Source organism: Stenotrophomonas sp. Ps181 (assembly GCF_025697425.1).
In the GTDB taxonomy this organism is placed as follows: domain Bacteria; phylum Pseudomonadota; class Gammaproteobacteria; order Xanthomonadales; family Xanthomonadaceae; genus Stenotrophomonas; species Stenotrophomonas sepilia.
Map to the genome: position 1 here is coordinate 56,602 of NZ_JAHWBI010000010.1, position 19,212 is coordinate 75,813.

15 protein-coding genes are annotated in these 19,212 nt (G+C 67.9%); 5 read left to right on the forward strand and 10 right to left on the reverse strand.

Going from position 1 to position 19,212, the window contains the following annotated elements; all coding sequences use genetic code 11:
* Window positions 1–13 precede the first annotated feature (13 nt).
* Window positions 14–898 carry a hypothetical protein gene (locus tag KXV01_RS18705; protein ID WP_111096750.1) on the forward strand — a complete coding sequence of 295 codons (885 nt, stop codon included), beginning with the start codon at window positions 14–16 and terminating at the stop codon, window positions 896–898.
* A gap of 134 nt (window positions 899–1,032) precedes the next feature.
* Window positions 1,033–1,413: a hypothetical protein gene (locus KXV01_RS18710; RefSeq protein WP_240458959.1), complete on the forward strand. Its 381-nt coding sequence runs from the start codon at window positions 1,033–1,035 to the stop codon at window positions 1,411–1,413.
* A 25-nt stretch (window positions 1,414–1,438) separates the two neighbouring features.
* Here KXV01_RS18710 and ribD read toward each other — a convergent pair whose 3' ends face one another.
* From ribD to KXV01_RS18740, 6 genes are all read right to left on the reverse strand, one after another.
* Window positions 1,439–2,524 carry a bifunctional diaminohydroxyphosphoribosylaminopyrimidine deaminase/5-amino-6-(5-phosphoribosylamino)uracil reductase RibD gene (ribD, locus tag KXV01_RS18715; RefSeq protein ID WP_111096752.1) on the reverse strand — a complete coding sequence of 362 codons (1,086 nt, stop codon included), beginning with the start codon at window positions 2,522–2,524 and terminating at the stop codon, window positions 1,439–1,441.
* Window positions 2,525–2,643: 119 nt separating this feature from the next.
* Window positions 2,644–3,165, reverse strand: coding sequence for a transcriptional regulator NrdR (gene nrdR, locus KXV01_RS18720; protein WP_019661036.1), 522 nt, complete (start codon window positions 3,163–3,165; stop codon window positions 2,644–2,646).
* 144 nt (window positions 3,166–3,309) lie between these two features.
* Complete coding sequence (locus KXV01_RS18725; protein WP_021204335.1) at window positions 3,310–3,759, reverse strand: hypothetical protein; 450 nt, start codon at window positions 3,757–3,759, stop codon at window positions 3,310–3,312.
* A 27-nt stretch (window positions 3,760–3,786) separates the two neighbouring features.
* Entirely contained in the window at window positions 3,787–4,206 is a 420-nt protein-coding gene (locus tag KXV01_RS18730) for a hypothetical protein (RefSeq protein WP_111096753.1), read from the reverse strand.
* 66 nt (window positions 4,207–4,272) lie between these two features.
* Complete coding sequence (glyA, locus tag KXV01_RS18735) at window positions 4,273–5,526, reverse strand: serine hydroxymethyltransferase (RefSeq protein ID WP_111096754.1); 1,254 nt, start codon at window positions 5,524–5,526, stop codon at window positions 4,273–4,275.
* Window positions 5,527–5,712: 186 nt separating this feature from the next.
* Window positions 5,713–6,192: an RcnB family protein gene (locus KXV01_RS18740; protein WP_049414548.1), complete on the reverse strand. Its 480-nt coding sequence runs from the start codon at window positions 6,190–6,192 to the stop codon at window positions 5,713–5,715.
* Window positions 6,193–6,443: 251 nt separating this feature from the next.
* Here KXV01_RS18740 and ettA point away from each other — a divergent pair, with 251 nt between their 5' ends.
* The 3 genes from ettA (at window position 6,444) to KXV01_RS18755 (ending at window position 10,723) form a co-directional block, all read left to right on the forward strand.
* Window positions 6,444–8,108, forward strand: a complete 1,665-nt coding sequence (gene ettA / locus KXV01_RS18745) for an energy-dependent translational throttle protein EttA (protein ID WP_005415249.1) — start codon at window positions 6,444–6,446, stop codon at window positions 8,106–8,108.
* A 154-nt stretch (window positions 8,109–8,262) separates the two neighbouring features.
* Complete coding sequence (locus KXV01_RS18750) at window positions 8,263–9,579, forward strand: NCS2 family permease (RefSeq protein WP_049439804.1); 1,317 nt, start codon at window positions 8,263–8,265, stop codon at window positions 9,577–9,579.
* 139 nt (window positions 9,580–9,718) lie between these two features.
* Window positions 9,719–10,723 carry a DUF4434 domain-containing protein gene (locus KXV01_RS18755; RefSeq protein WP_065426563.1) on the forward strand — a complete coding sequence of 335 codons (1,005 nt, stop codon included), beginning with the start codon at window positions 9,719–9,721 and terminating at the stop codon, window positions 10,721–10,723.
* Here KXV01_RS18755 and KXV01_RS18760 read toward each other — a convergent pair.
* From KXV01_RS18760 to wecB, 4 genes are read right to left on the reverse strand one after another with little or no spacing between them, the layout of a single operon-like run.
* Entirely contained in the window at window positions 10,717–13,557 is a 2,841-nt protein-coding gene (locus KXV01_RS18760) for a hypothetical protein (protein ID WP_111096755.1), read from the reverse strand. The genes KXV01_RS18755 and KXV01_RS18760 overlap by 7 nt on opposite strands.
* The gene (locus KXV01_RS18765) at window positions 13,554–15,701 is read right to left on the reverse strand and encodes a glycosyl transferase family protein (RefSeq protein ID WP_099495960.1); all 2,148 of its coding nucleotides are present in this window, start codon (window positions 15,699–15,701) and stop codon (window positions 13,554–13,556) included. Before KXV01_RS18765 ends, KXV01_RS18760 begins: the two co-directional genes overlap by 4 nt.
* A gap of 6 nt (window positions 15,702–15,707) precedes the next feature.
* Window positions 15,708–17,909 carry a cellulose biosynthesis cyclic di-GMP-binding regulatory protein BcsB gene (locus tag KXV01_RS18770; protein ID WP_164283314.1) on the reverse strand — a complete coding sequence of 734 codons (2,202 nt, stop codon included), beginning with the start codon at window positions 17,907–17,909 and terminating at the stop codon, window positions 15,708–15,710.
* Window positions 17,906–19,090 carry a UDP-N-acetylglucosamine 2-epimerase (non-hydrolyzing) gene (gene wecB, locus KXV01_RS18775; protein ID WP_164283312.1) on the reverse strand — a complete coding sequence of 395 codons (1,185 nt, stop codon included), beginning with the start codon at window positions 19,088–19,090 and terminating at the stop codon, window positions 17,906–17,908. Before wecB ends, KXV01_RS18770 begins: the two co-directional genes overlap by 4 nt.
* Window positions 19,091–19,212: the final 122 nt, after the last annotated feature.

Below are 19,212 nucleotides of genomic sequence, written 5' to 3' on the forward strand. Positions count from 1 at the left end.
GTAAAACGCCGTCATGAAGACCCCCACCCGTACCCTTCTGGCCAGCGTGCTGCTGTGCGCCCCGCTGATTGCCAGCGCTGCACCGGCCCAACTGGCACCCGAGCAGGCCTTCGACCTGTATGCGCGCGTGCTGCTGGAGGACGATGCCACCGCCACGCGCACGCTCAACGACGCACTGAAGCCGGCGTTCGAGGGCCAGGATGCCGTGACCCCCAACCCGGGTGCGCTGGCCAAGGCCTTGGCCGAACCCTGGCAGACGGTACTGGCCAGCACCGGCGCCAAGGTCGACGCTGCGGGCACCGAAGCGCTGTATGCCAAGGCGCTGCGCGATTCGAAGTGCCGCGCGACCAAGAGCGTGATCGAAGACAACGAATACGTTGAAGACCAGAAGCTGGCGCGGATCAGCTACAGCTGCCAGGTGCCCGACCTGGGCAAGGTCCGCCCGCTGTTCGCCGCCAGCCTGGCCGACGATGCCAGCCCGGCCGCGCGCAAGCAGTTCACCGATGCCTATACCCAGGCACTGCTGAGTGGCATGCGCGTGCCGGTCAACGGCACCTTCACCCTGTACCCGGCCAAGGACAACGGCTACTGGTACAGCGGTAATTTTGACGATCTGGTGGGCACCGTAGCCGGTGCGCTGGCGCCGTTCGAGGACTGGATGCAGGATGCACAGGCCGCCAGCGCGCCGAAAGTAACCGGCGTACCGGGCTGCGACTTGCTGCTGCAGCAGCACCGCGCCTGCGTGGCGAAGATCGCGCCGGACCAGATCAGCGGCGTGGATGCGATGGCCGAGGAACTGAAGGCCAAGGCGCAGGTGAAGTCAGCCGATGAGATGACGCAGGAGTGCAAGGCGCTGCGCCCGATCGCCGAAATGATGTGGACCGACGAATGCGCGTAAGCGCGAGCTAGAGCCGGGTCCACGCTCGGCTCATCGTTACCTGCGGCAACGGCGAGCGCACTTTCAGAACCGTTGCATGGCCTTGCGCGGCCCGCATGGTCAATGCTGTTGCCCTCTTCCACCGGGGCAACCGCATGAAACATCGTACGACGTCGACTACCGTCATGCTGCTGGCGCTGATGGTGAGTGGGCAGGCCGAAGCGTACAGACCCAAGACCTTCATCGTCCGTCCATCGGTTGCCTTCGAGTCGAACCAGCTACGTGACAGGGACATCGATGCACAGCTGAGCGAGAACGACGACTGCCGCGCCTTCCTGCAGTACCACGATCGATGTGCACCGACGGTCCTGCCGGACGAGTACGACGACGGCATCAGCCGCCGCAGACTACGGTCGAAGTCGACAGAGCTGGCGGGGGAAGCGTTCAGTGCCTACTGCCGCGACCTGCACGTGCTGTGGAAGCAGCAGTGGAAAGAACAGTGCCCCGCCTACGAAGACGAGGACGAGGGCACCTGAAGACGCCGGAGATACCGCCATTCCCTCACGGCCGCAGCAGCAGCCTGATGTCCTCGCCGACCTGGCGCTGGTCAACCACCCGCAGGCGGCGCTGCTGGTCCATGGCATCGATGCCGAGGCCGGTCAGCAACGGGCGTCCGCCGTCGCCCAGCAGTGTGGGGGCCTGGTACAGCAGCAGCTCGTCCACCCAGCCGCCGCGCAGCAAGGCACCGGCCAGCGTCGCGCCGGCTTCGGTATGCACTTCGTTGATGCCGCGTTCGGCCAGCAGGGCCAGCACCGCGCCCAGATCCAACCGTCCCTCTGCGCTGGGCACGCTGGCGAATTCGGCGTCGGCCGCATCCGGCGCGCTCACCGCCGCATCGTGCAGGTACAGCGTCGGGGCCCCGCCTTCGCGCACGCGGCTGCATTCGAGCGAACGCAGGCGCGAATCAAGCACCACGCGCAGCGGTGGCATCACCTCGGTATCGGCCAGGCGCACGGTCAGCATCGGGTCGTCGGCAATCACGGTGTCGGCGCCGGTCAGGATTGCACCCGCACGTGCGCGCCAGTGCTGCACGTCTTCGCGCGCGGCCGGCCCGGTAATCCACTTGGAGCTGCCATCGGCCATCGCGGTGCGGCCATCGAGGCTGGCGGCCAGCTTCACCCGCAGCCATGGGCGATTGCGCTCCACGCGCGACAGGTAACCCTTGTTGAGCTCGCGCGCCTGTGCCGCCATCAGCCCTTCGACAACTTCGATGCCGGCATTGCGCAGCAGATCGAAGCCACCGCCATCGACCTTGGGGAACGGATCGCGCATCGCCGCGACCACTCGCGACACGCCCGCTTCGATCAGTGCCAGCGCACACGGCGGCGTGCGCCCGTAGTGGGCGCAGGGCTCCAGGGTGACGTAGGCGGTGGCACCGCGGGCGTCGCTGCCGGCCTCGCGCAGCGCGAACACTTCCGCATGCGGGCCACCGGCGCGCTGGTGCCAGCCCTGCCCGACCACGCGTTCGCCATGGGCGATGACGCAGCCGACCATCGGGTTGGGACGGGTGGTGTAGGCAGCGCGCACGGCCAGGCGCAGCGCGTTGGCCATGTGCAGGTGGTCGAGGGCGGAGAACGGGGTGGTCATGCGGCCATGGTAACGCCGCCGGTGTGGATCCATGCCGTCAGTGCCAACCAACGGTTGGCACCCACCAGTGAATGCGGCCACCGGGCCCCCCAAGGTTGGCACCCCCAAGGCAGAGGCAGTCAGCCTTTCTTTTTCTTGGTCAGGGCAATCACATCGCCCAGCAGCTGCAGCTGTTCGGTACTGGCCGGCAGCTCGCGCTCGAGCTTCTCGATCTCCTCGCGGAAATCGGCCACGTCCTCGAAGCTGCGGTACACCGAAGCGAAGCGCACGTAGCCCACGTGGTCGAGCTTGCGCAGTTCGTTCATGACGAACTCGCCAACCTTGATCGAGGGCACTTCGCGCTCGCCGCTGATACGCAGCTGGTGCACCACCGCACGTACCGCTGCTTCGATCTTTTCTTCGGGCACCGCGCGCTTCTGCAGCGCGCGATCGAACCCCGCGCGGACCTTGCGCTGGTCGAACGCTTCACGGGTGCCATCGCTCTTGACGATGGCCGGCAGCTTCAGCTCGACCGTTTCCAGGGTGCTGAAGCGCTCGCCGCAGGCTTCGCATTCCCGCCGACGGCGAATCGTCGCGCCGTCTTCAGAGACGCGCGAGTCGATGACCCGGGTATCGGCATGTTGGCAGAAGGGGCAATGCATGGAACGCCTGGCTCAGGGAGCAATTGCCATGGTCATGGCAGCGTCGCAAAGGTACCTGAGAAAGGGCGCCGCAGCAAATGCTGCCTGCGCGGAAGCGCCTGCATTCTGGCTACCCGGCGTGTCCGGCGAGTTCGGATGCCCGGCTCAACCGGGTGCGGGTGGCGGCGATGCCATGCGTGCCCAGCGCAGCCACGCCAAGTGCCCGGACATCACCAGTAGCGGCGGGCCAAACCCGAGGAAGCCCAATGTCGAGATCTCGCCATTGCTGATCGTGGAGTACAGCGTGGCGACGACCACGCCCGACGCGGCCAAGCCACCCAACGCCAGGCCGACCCAGGCCATGACCGGTGATTGGCGAAGGCCGGCAACACCGCGCCACAGGAACAGCCCGCTCAGCCACAGCCACGACAGCAGGCCGATGATGCCGGCCGACGACCACAGCAGCAACAGCGTGTACTCGTCGCCTGTCAGGTACTTGCCGTCCCATACGGCCATCAGCCCCAGCACGGCACCCGTGCCGCCTGCCGCCACGGTGGGCAGGCCCACCAGCAGGCCGGCGATCGCCATCCAGCGCTTGTGCAGGCGCTCATCCATGCGTTCGATGTCCTTCCATGGGCCACGTCATGCCCGGCGCTTGATCCACACCAGCATCGCAGCCGGCACCAGCATCGACGGGCCCAACAGCAGCAGGGCGATGCCTTCGGCGTGGACGGTGCTGCTCCACCACAGCGCCAGCCCCAGCGGGGGCACGGCGGCAAGACCGCCGGCCAGCAGCATCCACCACCAGAGGCGATGCACCTGCAGCCCGGCACGCCCCTGCAGCAGATACCCGGCGCTGAGCCACAACCAAGCCAGGCAGCCGGCAATGCCGGCCAGGCCCCACAGCGGCATCACGGTCACCGCAGCCAGCGTGCCATGGCCGAACTGGCCCAGCCCCGTCAGCAGCAGCATCAGTGCGGCAAAGCCGCCGGCCACCAGGCTGGGCAGGCCGAACAGCACGGCCAGGGTGGCGTACAGGTATTTGAGGCGGCGCTCATCCATGCGCGATCGCTGCAATGCCGGGGTCAGAGCCCTGCCCTGCGGGAAGGGATCCGACCCCTGTTTCGATCAGCCGTAGACCGGGTACTTGCGGCACTGCGCGCTGACGGCGTCGCGCACGCGGGCAATGACAGCGTCGTCGTTCGGTGCATCGAGCACGTCGGCAATCCAGTTGGCCAGGTCCACGCAGTCCTGTTCGACGTAACCACGGGTGGTCACCGCCGGGGTACCCAGGCGCAGGCCCGAGGTCACGAACGGCGAACGCGGGTCGTTCGGCACCGAGTTCTTGTTGACGGTGATGTGGGCCTTGCCCAGCGCGGCTTCCGCGTCCTTGCCGGACACGTCCTTGCCGATCATGTCCACCAGCATGAGGTGGTTCTGGGTGCCGCCGGAGACGATCTTGTAGCCGCGCGCGATGAGCGTGTTGGCCATCGCCTGGGCGTTCTTCACCACCTGCTGCTGGTAGGTCCTGAAGGCCGGTTCCAGCGCTTCCTTGAAGGCCACGGCCTTGCCGGCGATGACGTGCATGAGCGGACCGCCCTGGATGCCCGGGAACACGATCGACTGCAGCTTCTTGACCAGGTCTTCGTCGGCGCCCTTGGCGATGATGATGCCGCCACGCGGGCCGCGCAGGGTCTTGTGGGTGGTGGAGGTCACCACGTGGGCGTGTTCCAGCGGGCTCGGGTAGACGCCAGCGGCGACCAGGCCGGCCACGTGGGCCATGTCGACGAACAGGTAGGCACCGACCTTGTCGGCGATGGCGCGGAAGCGCGCCCAGTCGATCACCTGCGAATAGGCCGAGAAGCCGGCAACGACCATCTTCGGCTTGTGCTCCAGGGCCAGGCGCTCGACTTCGTCGTAATCGATCAGGCCCTGGTCGTTCACGCCGTACTGCACGGCGTTGAACAGCTTGCCCGAGGCATTCACCTTGGCACCGTGGGTGAGGTGGCCGCCGTGGGCCAGGCTCATGCCGAGGATGGTGTCACCCGGCTGCAGCAGGGCGAAGTACACGGCCTGGTTGGCCTGCGAGCCGCTGTGCGGCTGCACGTTGGCGTAGTCGGCACCAAACAGCTGCTTGAGGCGGTCGATCGCCAGCTGCTCGGCAATGTCCACGTATTCGCAGCCACCGTAGTAGCGCTTGCCCGGGTAACCTTCGGCGTACTTGTTGGTCAGCTGGCTGCCCTGGGCTTCCATCACCGCCGGGCTGGTGTAGTTCTCGCTGGCGATCAGCTCGACGTGGTCTTCCTGGCGCTGGGTCTCAGCGGCGATGGCCTTGGCCAGTTCGGGATCGTAGGTTTCGATGCGGACGTCACGCGGGAACATCGGGTACTCCAGCAGGCAGGGAAAGGGGTACGGCTCAGCCCCTGATTGTAGCCCCGCACCGGCCTGCCGGGGCCGAAAAGGCCGGGGCCGGCACTCCCGAAGGAATCCGGCCCCGTATGGTTTCGAGGGATGTTGTGGGGGCGGAGCCCTTTCCGTTGGAAAGGGATCCGACCCCGGCCGCGATCCTCAGCGACTGTTGATGATGTAGTCGGCGATGATGCCGGTCGCCACCGCCACCAGCAGCATGTTGCCGCGGTCGTCGCGGATCCAGTGGTGCCCATATGGCGGGCGGCGCAGGTGGTAGCGCGGGTAGTCGTTCACCACATAGATCGGGCCGCGGTAGTAGTCGCGGTAGCGGTGGCCGACCTTCCAGCCGTAGCCCGGGCCGTAGGCCGGGCGGTAGACCACGCGCGGCGGCGGCGGGGCCGGACGGTAGTAGCGGTCGTGGTCGCGGTGCCAGTCGCGGCGGTCGCGCTCCCAGTCGCGCCGGGCCTCGCGGCGATCGCGTTCCCAGTCACGGCGGTCCTGTCGCCATTCGCGACGGTCCTCGCGCCACTCGCGGCGGTCATGGCCGCGGCGGTGGTCGTTGTCGGCGAAGGCGGGGGCCACCGCGCCGAGCGCCAGCACAGAGGCCACGGCGCTGGCCATTACTCGATTGATGCGCATGTCAGACCTCTGCTTGGGTGGTGGTGAGCCCATATTGCGCACCCGATCTGAACCGTTTCCGGCTGGAAACGCTTCCCGCTGCAGGACTGTGACGCAGTATTCAGCCCACGGCCAGCCGACGGCGCCTGCCCGGCGCGGCCCGGAACCGGTTCCGGCTATAATTGGCGGTATTCCTTTCCAGTCTGTGCCCGCTGCCACAACGGGATGTTCCCGTGATGGGCCGGGCGCAGGGCCGCGCCTACGGAGACCTCATGTCCTCGCAATACATCTACACCATGAACCGCGTGTCCAAGGTGGTCCCGCCCAAGCGGCAGATCATCAAGGACATCTCGCTGTCCTTCTTCCCGGGCGCCAAGATCGGCCTGCTGGGCCTGAACGGCGCCGGCAAGTCCACCGTGCTGAAGATCATGGCCGGCGTGGACACCGATTTCGAGGGCGAAGCCCGTCCGCAGCCCGGCATCAAGGTCGGTTACCTGGCGCAGGAACCGGAACTGGACCCGAACAAGACCGTGCGCGAGTCGGTCGAGGAAGGCGTGGGCGAAGTGCTGCAGGCCCAGGCCGCGCTGGAGGCGGTGTACGCCGCCTACGCCGAGGAAGGCGCCGACTTCGACGCATTGGCCAAGGAGCAGGAGCGCCTGGAGGCGATCCTGGCCGCCGGTGATGCGCACACCCTGGAAAACCAGCTGGACGTGGCTGCCGATGCGCTGCGCCTGCCGCCGTGGGATGCCAAGATCGCCAACCTGTCCGGCGGTGAAAAGCGCCGCGTGGCACTGTGCCGCCTGCTGCTGCAGAAGCCGGACATGCTGCTGCTGGACGAACCGACCAACCACCTCGACGCCGAGTCGGTGGAATGGCTGGAGCAGTTCCTGGCGCGCTACACCGGCACCGTGGTGGCCGTCACCCACGATCGCTACTTCCTGGACAACGCCGCCGAGTGGATCCTGGAACTGGACCGCGGCCGCGGCATTCCGTGGAAGGGCAACTACACCGAATGGCTGGTGCAGAAGGATGAACGCCTGAAGCAAGAAGAAAACCAGGAAAAGGCCCGCCAGAAGGCGATCCAGAAGGAACTGGAATGGTCGCGCCAGAACGCCAAGGGCGGCCGTTCCAAGGGCAAGGCCCGTCTGGCCCGCCTGGAAGAGCTGCAGTCGCAGGACTACCAGAAGCGCAACGAGACCAACGAGATCTTCATCCCGCCGGGCGAGCGCCTGGGCAACATGGTGATGGAGTTCAAGAACGTCTCCAAGAAGTTCGGCGACCGCCTGCTGATCGACAACCTGTCGATGCTGATTCCGCCGGGCGCGATCGTCGGCATCATCGGCCCGAACGGCGCCGGCAAGTCGACCCTGTTCAAGATGATCACCGGCCAGGAAAAGCCGGATTCGGGCGAGATCGTGATCGGCCCGACCGTGCAGCTGTCCTACGTGGACCAGAGCCGCGACAAGCTGGAAGGCAACCACAACGTCTTCCAGGAAATCGCCGGTGGCCTGGACATCCTCAACATCAACGGCATCGAGATCCAGTCGCGCGCCTACATCGGCCGCTTCAACTTCAAGGGCCAGGACCAGCAGAAGATGGTCGGCTCGCTGTCCGGTGGTGAGCGTGGCCGCCTGCACATGGCCAAGACCCTGCTGCAGGGTGGCAACGTGCTGCTGCTCGACGAACCGTCCAACGACCTGGACATCGAAACCCTGCGTGCGCTGGAAGACGCGCTGCTGGAGTTCCCGGGCAACACCTTCGTGATCTCGCACGACCGCTGGTTCCTGGACCGCATCGCCACGCACATCATCGCTTTCGAAGGCGACTCGCACGTGGAATTCTTCCAGGGCAACTACCGCGAGTACGAGGAAGACAAGAAGCGCCGCATGGGCGACGACGCTGCGCCGAAGCGCCTGCGCTTCAAGGCGCTGAAGTAAGGCAACCGGAAAGGCCGCGCTCGCGCGGCCTTTCTCCTTCTGGTGGGTCACGACCGTTGGTCGTGACTCGAAATGTACCGACCAGGGGTCGGTACCCATCACACCCGGTCCATGCATGCCGGCCAGCGGCCGGCATCTACCAATGAGCGCCCCCATGTCCCTGTTCGAGCGCATGTTCCAGCTGCAGCAGCACGGCACCACCGTGCGTACCGAGCTGCTGGCCGGTGTCACCACCTTCCTGACGATGTCCTACATCGTCTTCGTCAACCCGGAAATCCTCGGCACCACCGGCATGGATGCGGGTGCGGTGTTCGTGGCCACCTGCCTGGCCGCTGCGCTGGGTTCGGCGGTGATGGCGCTGGCGGCCAACTTCCCGGTGGGCATGGCACCGGGGATGGGCCTGAACGCATTCTTCGCGTTCACCGTGGTCGGCGCTGCCGGTCTGCCGTGGCAGCAGGCGCTAGGGGCGGTGTTCATCTCCGGCCTGGTGTTCCTGGTGCTGTCGCTGTCCGGTGTGCGGGCATGGCTGGTGTCGGGCATTCCTTCGTCGCTGCGCTCGGCGATCGTGGCCGGCATCGGCCTGTTCCTGGCGATCATCGCGCTGCAGAAATCCGGCGTGATCGTCGGCAACGAAGACACGCTGGTGGCGCTGGGCCCCTTGAACACGGCGCCGCCACTGCTGGCGCTGGCCGGTTTCCTGTTGATCGCAGTGCTGGAAGCACGCCGGATCCGCGGCGCGATCCTGATCGGCATCCTGGCGGTGACCGGTGCGGGCTGGGCATTGGGCGACGTGCAGTACCAGGGCCTGGTTTCGCTGCCGCCGAGCCTGGCACCGACTTTCCTGCAGCTGGACCTGCCGGGCCTGCTGCACCATGACGGCGGCGCACCGATCGCGGTGCTGCTGCAGGTGGTGCTGGTGTTCGTGCTGGTGGAAGTGTTCGATGCCACCGGCACCCTGTACGGCGTGGTCGGCCGCGCCGGCCTGTTGAAGCTGCCGGGCGCGCAGAAGCGCTTCGGCCGCGCGTTGCTGGCCGACAGCACGGCGATCGTCGCCGGTTCGCTGCTGGGCACCAGCAGCACCACGGCCTTCGCCGAGAGCGCTTCGGGCGTGCAGGTGGGCGGGCGTACCGGCCTGACTGCTCTGGTGGTGTCGGCACTGTTCCTGGCCGCGTTGCTGTTCTCGCCACTGGCGGCAATGGTGCCCAGCTATGCCACCGCACCCGCCTTGCTGTTCGTGGCCGGCCTGATGCTGCGCGAACTGGTGGAAGTGGACTGGAGCGACCTGACTGAATCGGTGCCGGCCGCGCTGTGTGCACTGGCGATGCCGTTCACCTATTCGATCGCCAACGGCCTGGCATTCGGCTTCATCGCGTATGCGGCGCTGAAGGCAGGCACCGGGCGCTGGCGCGAGGTGCATCCGGCGGTGTGGCTGGTGGCGGTGTTGTTCGCGCTGCGCTACGCGTTGGAATAATCGGGGGGCGATGCCGGCCAGCGGCCGGCACTACCAGGTGGTGATTCACCTGCCACCCGGGGCGCGATGCCGGCCAGCGGCCGGCACTACCAGTCGCTGGGTTCACCTGCTGCGCACGGTGCTCTGGGATGATGCGGGCATGGTTGCGCCCGTCCTTCCCGCAGATCCGTCTTCGCCGTTGCGCCGCCGCCTGTTGCGCGCGGCAGTGCTGGCGCCGTTGGCCGCTACGCTCGCCACCCTGCCCGGTTGTTCGCCGCCGGTGCAGGTCGACGGCACCTTCCTGCAACCGTGGCGCAGCCATCTGCTATGGGGCCTGGTCGACTGGCAACGCTCGTTGAAGCTGGCCCATGCGTTGGGCTGCCGGCAGCTGGTGCTGCAATGGACCGGCATCGTCGGTGGCAGTGATGGCGACTGGTCGCTGCCCGACGGCAGCCTGCAGCAGCTGTTCACTGCGGCCCGCGAGAACGACATCCGCATCCGCGTTGGCCTGCCCTTCCAGCAACGCTGGTGGCAGGCCATCGGCGCCGACGACGCCACGCTGCAGGCGTTCCTGGCCGACAGCCTGGCGCACGCGCGCAGCTGGTTGGCACAGGCGCCGTGGGCCGAGCAGCCGGCCTTCGGGGGCTGGTATCTGCCCTACGAACTGGAGCAGTACCACTGGGCCGATCCGGCCCGCCAGCAATGGCTGGCGCAATGGTTGCACGGGCTGGCAGACGCCACCGGCGCGCGCGGCGGTGACTGCGCGATCTCCTTTTACTTCAGCCGCCTGCAGTCCGATGGCGACCTGGTCACGCTATGGCAGGCGATATTGGCCAACGCCACGCTGCGACCGATGGTGCAGGACGGCGTGGGCGTTGCCGGCGCCGGCAACGTGCAGCAGCTTCAGCCGTTGCTCGATCATTTCCACGCGCACGACATCGGCTTCGATGCCATCGTCGAGCTGTTCCGCGAACTGCCCGGCAACGCCGCTGATGGCAGCGGGTTCAAGGGCGAGACTGCCGATGCCGCACGGATCCAACGGCAGCTGGCGTGGGCACGCGACAGCGGTGCGCAGCACGTGCTGGTCTATGCGCTGGAGCCGTGGCTGACCCAGGACACGCCGCAGGCGGCGGCGCTGCGGCGGCGGTGGGGGCTGCCTCAGTAATAGAGGATGGCGGTGGCGAACAGGCCCTTGGCGCGCTGTGTATCTCCGCCGCCGATCGCGAAGCGGTACTGCACGGTCAGGTCCAGGTAGGAACGCGGGGTGTTGTAGTGGTCCTCGCGGAACCAGTAGCGCACGCCCACGCCCGGTCCTGCGCCGAGTGACCAGCTGCGCTGCGTATCGTTGAGCGCGAACGACTGCGCCGGGAACAGCGGGTAACGGATGTCGCGAACGCGCGAGCGCTGGTCCAGCCAGTCCGCCCCCACCACCACATACGGCGTGGCCACCCAGTGGGTCTGCCCGGCGCCAAAGCGGAAGCTGCGCCCGGCACGCAGTTCAGCGGCAGCGAACCACTGCTCGCGATGCAACCGCCCGTGGGCATCGCCGATCCGCCGCACCGGCGTGCCGTTGGCATCCAGCGCATCGAGCGTGAAGTGGGCGCTGTTGTCGTCCCAGGTGTAACCGCCCTGGGCGTAGCCGCTGACCATCCACCACTGGTTGACGTCGGTGCGCAGGTCGGTGCCGTGGTAATAGCCATAGGTCAGGTAGGACATCCAGCCGCCAGAACCGCTGGCCAGGCGGTAGCGGGCCAGCGTGCTGGCTTCCAGTGGCGGGTTCAGGGCCAGCTGCAGGCGGCACTGCACGGCCGCCGATGCCGGATAGACATCACCCGAACGGGTGGCACTGCCGAGGAACTGGCGGCGCTCGATGCCGGCGCTCAGGCCGGTCTGGCCGAAGGCATAGCGCAGGCCGAACGAGGCGATGGTGGACGGCCAGCCGGTGGTGGAACGCGAACGGCTGAGACGGTCGGCGCGTGCACGTGCGTCGGGTGTCGATTCGCCGGTGCACGGGTCCACCGCGCGGATCGATTCGTAGGTGCCGCCCTCGTCGTACAGGGTGTTGAGCAGCCGGGTGTAGAGCTCCAGCGTGCCATGCTGGTCGTTGAACGCCGGGGGTCGCCAGAACGCCTCCAGCGTGCTGAACACCGAATCGCCCGGCGTACTGATCGCAGCGCCGCCGACATTGGTCGCGGCCTGACGCGCGCCGCGGAAGCCGGCCGAAACGATCACGCCCCACTCGCGCGAATAGTTGGCGATGGCATTGCGCACGTTGTAGCGCTGATGCGCATCCAGAGGCAGCTCACCGGCGTCGGCGCGATCAATGGCGCTACGCAGCAGCGTCACCGCCTGCGGATGATCGCCGTTGGCCGCACTCGCATACGCCTGGTCGATCACCACGCTCCTGGGTGCCCTGCCGGTGGCCTCGGCGGCACGGAAGTCGGCCAGTGCGCGCGCCGGTTCACGGGCCTTCTGGTTGAGGTAGCCGCGTTGCATCAGCGCCACCGCGTCATCAGGGTGCTGTGCCAGCGTCGCCTCCAGGCGCAGCCGCGCTTCGTCCTGCTGGCTGCGGTTGCCTGCCGCCAGCGTGGTGGTCAGCAACCCCTGCAGGCTCGCGTCCTCCGGTGCGAGCTGCGCGGCCTGCCGCGCCTCGCCGATCGCCTCGGCGTAGTCCTGCCGCGCGTAGGCCGCATACGCACGCTGTGCGGCACCACCGTCGCCCTGCAGGTCGACCGGCATCAGCGTGCAGGCACCACCGGTGTCAGCAGGCTGGCAGTGCTGGAATGGCGCCGGATAGGTCTGCGCACTCATGCGCGGAAGCTCGCGACTGGACCCGGTCGCCCTGGCGCGCTGCTCGATGCCCTGCTGCAGAAGCTGCTGCGCGCGTGCATCGCCCACATCCGTGGGCAACGCCGCCTGCAGCGGCGCCAGCAGTGCAGCCGCACGTGTGCGGTCCCCAGCAGCCAGGGCCGCATCCACGGCCAGCAGGCGCACGTTGCGCTGCTGCATGGTTGACCCCGGCGCGGCCAGTGCGAAGTCGAAGTCTTCATTGGCCAGCAGGGTCTTGCCCTGGCGCTGGCGCAGATAACCACGCATCAGCCGGGCATTGAGATCCCCGCCGTCGGCCTGCAGCGCCTGGTCGGCGCTGCGCTCGGCGTCGGCCAGCTGCCCCTGCTGCAGCTGCGCGGTGATCAACAGCAACCGGTACGAAGCAACATCCGGCGCCAGTTCGACGGCGGCCCGCGCCTGCGCGACGGCCGCCGCATCGTTCTGCGTGGACAGCGACTGGTAGGCCTGCTGGGCCTGCAGCAGCGCGCGCTGGCGGGCCAGCGCCACGCGCCGCGCGCGCAGCTCCTCGACGTTCGGTGCGCCCAGCTGCAGCGCCGTGCCGATGGCCGCGTCGGCCCGTTCGGCCTGTTGCTGTGCTTCCAGCGCCGCCACCCACAGCATCGCCCAGGCGCCCTGCTTCGGCTGCTGGCGGAAGGCCTGCTCGGCCTTGCTGGCCGCTTCCCCCATGCGCCCGGCGTCATAGGCAGCATAGGCCTCGGTGGCCAGCGCGTAGGCCTGCTGCCTGGCGCGGTCTGCGCCGCTGCCGGCCGCGCGCGGTGGGGTGGGTGCGCGCCCGCCCCTGGCATCCGGGGGCGTGCTGCGCGCAGCGGTGGCAGCGGCCAATGCCGGCAAGGCCGGATCCTTCATCCCGGCATCCAGTGCACGGCGCGCCTGCTGCTGCGCGTCCGCCGGCCGGCCCAGTTTCTGCAGCGCGTAGATCTGCAGCAGGCGCAGCCGCACCACGTCCGGGCGCAACCGGATCGCTTCGCTGGACTGCTGGTAAGCCGCTTGATAGTCGCCGCGCTCGTAAGCGGCGAATGCCTGCTCGGCGACGCGGTAGGCCGCACCGGACAGCGGCAGCGGCGCATCGGCCTGCGCCAGCGCCTGTGCCGGCGCGGCGGCCGTGGCCAGTGCCACGGCAATGACGGTGGACAGCAGCGTGGTCTTCATGCCGGCAAGGCTCCGGGAGGCGGGGACTGCAGCGCGGCCGCACGCCGGCGCTGCTCCTGCATGGCCTGGGCCACGGCCTCCTCGGTGGTGATGCCCTGCTTGACCAGGTAATCGCCAATGCGGCCATCGCGCTGCGGCTTGTACGCATCCAGTGCAATCTCGAAGCGCGCGTGGTCGATCAGGCGCATCTCCACCAGCAGGTCGCCCAGCAAAGGCACGTCGTCCAGCTGCCAGTGCTGGTCGCCGCCGATCAGGCGCAGGCCTGCGTTGATTTCGCTTTCGCGGGCGATGCTCTGTTCGATGTGCGCGCTGTGGGTTTCCTGCTTCAGCAACGCCAGCGCGTCTTCGGGCAATGGACTGGCCACGGCCAGCCGCAGTGTCTCCTGCTGCCGCGGCGGTAGCGGCAGCATGCGCCACTGCACGCAGGCATCGGCGCTGACCGGGAATGAGCCCGCGCGCAGGTAATCGACGTCGATGACCGCACGCGGCAGATCGCCCTGGAAGGCGATGGCTTCGGCCAGGGTTTCATCATCCAGCCAGCCCTGGGTCAGCAGGATGCGGCCCAGCGGCTGCCGCCGGCCGGCATGCTGCTGCGCCAGCGCCTGCTGCAGCCGCTCCGGTTCCACCGCCTGCCAGGTGGTCAACAGTTCACCGAGCTGCTTGCGGGTCTGCACCAGCTGTGCCGCATCGGGGAAGTCGTGCATGGTCTTGTCCCAGACCATGCGCTTGCCGAACAGCAGGTAGGCCAGGAACACCTTCCATGCACGGGCGGTGGCCATGAAGTTGATCATGTTGCCGACCACCATGCGCGGGATCGACATCAGCGCATGCTCCCAGCCGTACAAACGGTTGACGAAGTAGAAGCGCTGCACGACGCGGGTCGCCAGCGCCGCCGTGGTCAGCAGCGCGACATTCATCTGCCAGGTGCCGGCCTGGAACACGCTGGGGAACTGCATCGTCCACACCCCGGTCATCTTCAACAGCCAGAACAGCAGCAGCTGCAGGAAGATGAGGTAGGCGATGATGCTGACGAACGAGGTGATGATGCCCTTGCGATCGCGTGCCAGCAGGTACTTGGTGGCCAGCGAGCCTCGCCAGCCCAGCGACTCCCAGCTCTGCAGGCCGATGCCCAGCACCCAGCGCGCCTTCTGCCGGTACGAGGCACGGAAGTTGTCGGGGAAGTACTCACGCACGCACAGCGCCATCTGCTGGGTGCGCTCGCGCACCGGCCCCCAGCCGAACCATGACGGCCGACGCACGCGGAACTGCACCGGGAAGCGGGCGAAGATCGACTGCATGCCCATGGCTGCCAGCCGCGCACCGACGTCGTAATCTTCGGTGAGGCTGTCGGTGTTGAAGGGCTGGTTGTCGGTCTGCGCGCTCAGCGCCAGCAGCGCACGCCGCGAAAAGCAGGTACCAACACCGGCCGACGGCACCATCCCGGACACGCTCTCGCGCACCACCAGATCCTTGGCGTGCCATTCGGCGAATTCGTCCATGTAGACGCCGGCCACCAGTTCGTACCACTCACGGTCCAGCGAGGTGACCGGCAGCTGGATCATGTCCTTGCGCGGCAGCAGGTAGTTGTAGAAGCGCAGTTCCATCGGGTGCAGCACGTCCTCGCTGTCGTGCAGGACCACCCCGGCGAACTCGATGTCGTGGCGCTTCTCGTAGTCGAAGATCGCCAGGATCAGCCAGTTCAGGCAGTCGGCCTTGCTGGTCGGTCCGTCATGCGGCACCTCCACGCGGCGCAGGCGCTTGTAGCGTCGGCGCATGCGCTCGACTTCGTCGATGGTCTGCTGGTCGTTGGGATAGGTGCCGACGAACACGACGTACTCGCGGTAGTCGAGCACGTTGATCATGTTCTCGACCATCTGCGCGATGACGTCGTACTCCATCCACGCCGGCACCATGATTGCCAGCGGCTGTTCCGGCCGCTGCAGCAGGTCTTCCTGGGTCAGTGGCCGGTACGCGTCGCGGCGCTTGATGGTCAGCGCGCGCCAGCTCTCGCGCACCCAGTACCAGACATCAATGAACAGGTCATCGAGGCTGGAGATCAGGATCAGCACGGCCACCGCCGCCGCCGTGGTTTCCAGAGCGGCGTAGTAGTTGGCCAGCTGGATGTTCCAGAACAGACCGTCCACGGCGGATCAGTGCCCTGTGTTGGCGGACTTGCGGCGGCGCACCTGGGTGACGCGGGCGGCCAGCAGCGCGAACACGATCACGCCGACCAGCAGCAGCAACCAGACCATGTGCCGTTCCCACTTCGATTGCGGATTGCCGTCGTGCGCGAGGCGCGTGCCATAGGGATCCTGGCGGTCGAATTCGCGCACGACATCAGTGCCATCAAGCACGGCCAGATCGCCGCGCAGCAACCGGAACGGCACGCCGAACGACGGTGCCTGTGCGCCAAGGTCGCTGTAGAGAACGCCCAACTGGCCGCCGGACGATCCCACCTGCACCACCGCGGCGTGATCCAGGCCGCTGACATCCAGCAGCGGTTGCGACATGCCACCGACCCGCAGGTGGCCGTCCTTCAGGCCGGCCACATCGACACCGGCCGGTGCCACGCCGAAGGCCAGCCATGGCGCGCCCGGGCTGACCGCGGCACCGGCGTCGACCACCTTCAGTTCCGACGCCTCCGGCGAAGCGCCCACTGCACTGGCCACCGCGATGACCTTGCCCAGCGAGGCCGGCGCGTCCTGCAGCCACGCGCCGGGCACGAATACCTGGTTGCCGCGTGACAGCTGGCTGCTGGCACCGACGAAATCATTGCCCAGCGAGCGCTTGGCCAAGGTCAGGTGGCTGCTGGGCAGGATCGAGACCGGGTAGCCGGTGGCTGGATCGTGGCAGTAGGGGCGTGCCGGTTGGCGCAGGAAGCTGACACGGATCTCGTTGCGCGCCGACAGCGCGTAGGCCGGTATCCTGGCCACCAGCCGTTGCGGTTGGCCGTTGGCCGACAGCACCTTGCCGCCCAGCAGGTAGTCGTTGAGGTAGATCGTGGCCACTGCGCCCTGACCGGCCGCGTTGGGGGCCGCCGAGACATCGATCACCACTTGCTCGGGCAGGCGGCCATCGGCCGACAGCGCACCCAGATCGAAGCTGGCACTGCGGTCGGCACGGGTCACCACATCCATGGTCCCGGCGATGTTTCCGAGCCGGCTCAGCAGTACCTGGTCACCGTCAAGTTTGGGCGTACCTGCTGCGCTGACCTGCAGGCTGCGGCCCAGCGCATAGATGCGCCACTGTTCGGCGAACAACCCGGCGACCTTGCCCGCCGCTGCCGGGTCAACCACCAGCGTCGGACGCCCGGCCACGGCCACCACGCTGACCGACGTGTTGGCGGCGGGCTTCTCCAGGCCGCCCATGCCGGTGCCGCGCCACGCGGCGAACGCCGTGCCCGCATCAGCGCCCGCCGCACCGACCTGTGCGGCCAGCGCATCCATCGCCGCGCGTACGCCGGCGCGCAATGCATCGCTGCCGATCATCACATCGGCGGCAAGCGGTCCGCTGTCACGCAACGACAGCAGCGCGCCGACTTCAGCCAGGTCCTTGATCGCATGCGCGCGCTCGCCCGTGGCCAGTGCGGCGTAGGCCGGCACGCCCTGCAGGCTGGCCGGGATGCTGATGCCGGCCAGGTCGACGCTGTCGCCGACCTTGGGCAGCGCCACCACCTGCACCTGCTTGCCGGCGGCCTGCAACGCGGTACCAATGCGCCAGGCGGCATCATAGGTTGGCGCCTGCAGCGCCTTGCCATCCACCAGCAGGCGCACCTGCGGTGGCAGCGCGCCCCAGGCCTTGGCCACGGTATCCACGGCACGCCCATCGAAGCGGTAGCTGAAGCGCGAATCCGGCGACAACCGCAGCACATTGGCCGGCGCGCTCTGGTCGGCACATTGATAGTCGGACACGATCGACCACCAGCCGACACCGACCCGCACAAAGCCGTTCTGGCGGGGTTCGCCATCGATGGCCAGCAGCTGGCTGGCATCGCCCTGGGCATCGGTGATCGAACGCGCGGCGATCGGATCGCCATCCACCGACCACAGGCCTGAAGTGCGCCCAGCGTGGCCGCGTACATAGCGCCCATCGAGCTGCAGCTGCGCATCGCGGGTGGCAACACCGGCCGGCACCGGCAGGTAGACCTCGCGCTGGCTCTCCTGCCCACTGAGTACCAGCGGTTGGCGGAAGCCGAGTTCGCGCAGGGTCATCTGCCGGCTCACCGTGCTGTCGCTGCTCCATTCGGTGAACTGGCCGGCGACGGTGTCAGCGGCATGGGCAGTACCGACCACGCCCGACAGCACGAACGCGGCGGCGGAGGCAAACAGGGGGGAGCGGCCGGTCAGGGTCATGGCGTCACTTCATGCGGAAGGGGCTGGGCGGCACCGCCACTGCGGAGACCGGGCGTGAACTCGGGAAGGGGCATGCCGCGCAGCGCGGCGACGATGCGCGCGCTGGCGCGGCCATCACCGTAGGGACTGGCATCGGGGTCGAAGTGGGTCGGCTGCGGTGGCTGTGCCAGAGCCGCATTGACCCCCTCGACGATGCGCCACGGCGTGGTTCCGACCAGCGTCACCACACCGGCCTCGACCGCCTCCGGGCGCTCGGTGACGTCGCGCATCACCAGCACCGGCTTGGCCAGGGCCGGCGCTTCCTCCTGCACGCCACCGGAGTCGGTGAGGATGACGTCGGCGCGCTGCATCAGGCGCACGAAGCGCAGGTAGTCCTGCGGCGGCACCAGGTGAACGTTGTCGAGGTTGCCCAGGTGTGCGTTGACCGGGCCCTGCACGTTCGGATTGAGGTGTACCGGGTACAGCACCTGCAGGTCCGGCCGTCGGGCCAGCTCGGCCAGCGCACGGCAGATATCCTCGAAGCCCTGGCCGAAGCTCTCGCGGCGATGGCCGGTGACCAGCAGCAGGCGGCGCCCGGGGTCGAGCATGTGGAAGGGCTCGTCAGCCTGGGCACGCAGTGCCGGATCGGCATCCAGGCGCTGCACGGTCTGCTGCAGGGCATCGATGACGGTGTTGCCGGTGACCAGGATCTGCCCGCCCAGATGCTCACGGGCCAGGTTGGCGCGCGAGCCGGGAGTGGGTGCGTACAGCTGATGACCGACCACGTCGATCACCCGCCGGTTCATTTCCTCCGGCCATGGCCGGTCGATGTCGCCGGTGCGCAGGCCGGCCTCGACATGGCCGATCGGAATGCGGTGGTGGAACGCGGCCAGAGCGGCGGTCATCGCGGTGGTGGTATCGCCGTGCACCAGCACGCGATCCGGGCGGACCTGCGTGTAGAGCGCGTCAAGCCGCTCGAACAGCCTGGAACACAGGCCATTGAGGGTCTGGTTGGGCACCATGACATCAAGGTCATGGTCGGCGGTGATCTCGAACAGCGACATCACCTGGTCGAGCATCGCCCGGTGCTGGCCGGTGATGCAGACCACCGATTCGATGTCCGCGGCCTGGGCCAGGGCGCGCACCAGCGGCCCCATCTTGATTGCTTCCGGTCGGGTGCCGAACACCGACAGGACCTTCACCGGGGTGCTCCGGAAGGACGGTGCTGGAGAATGCCAGGAGCGGTAGCCACGTCTGGATCCTTTCGGCGTTACCGTCCAATGCCCGCAGGCAGGAGACGGTCACCTCATGAGGAAACTCCAAA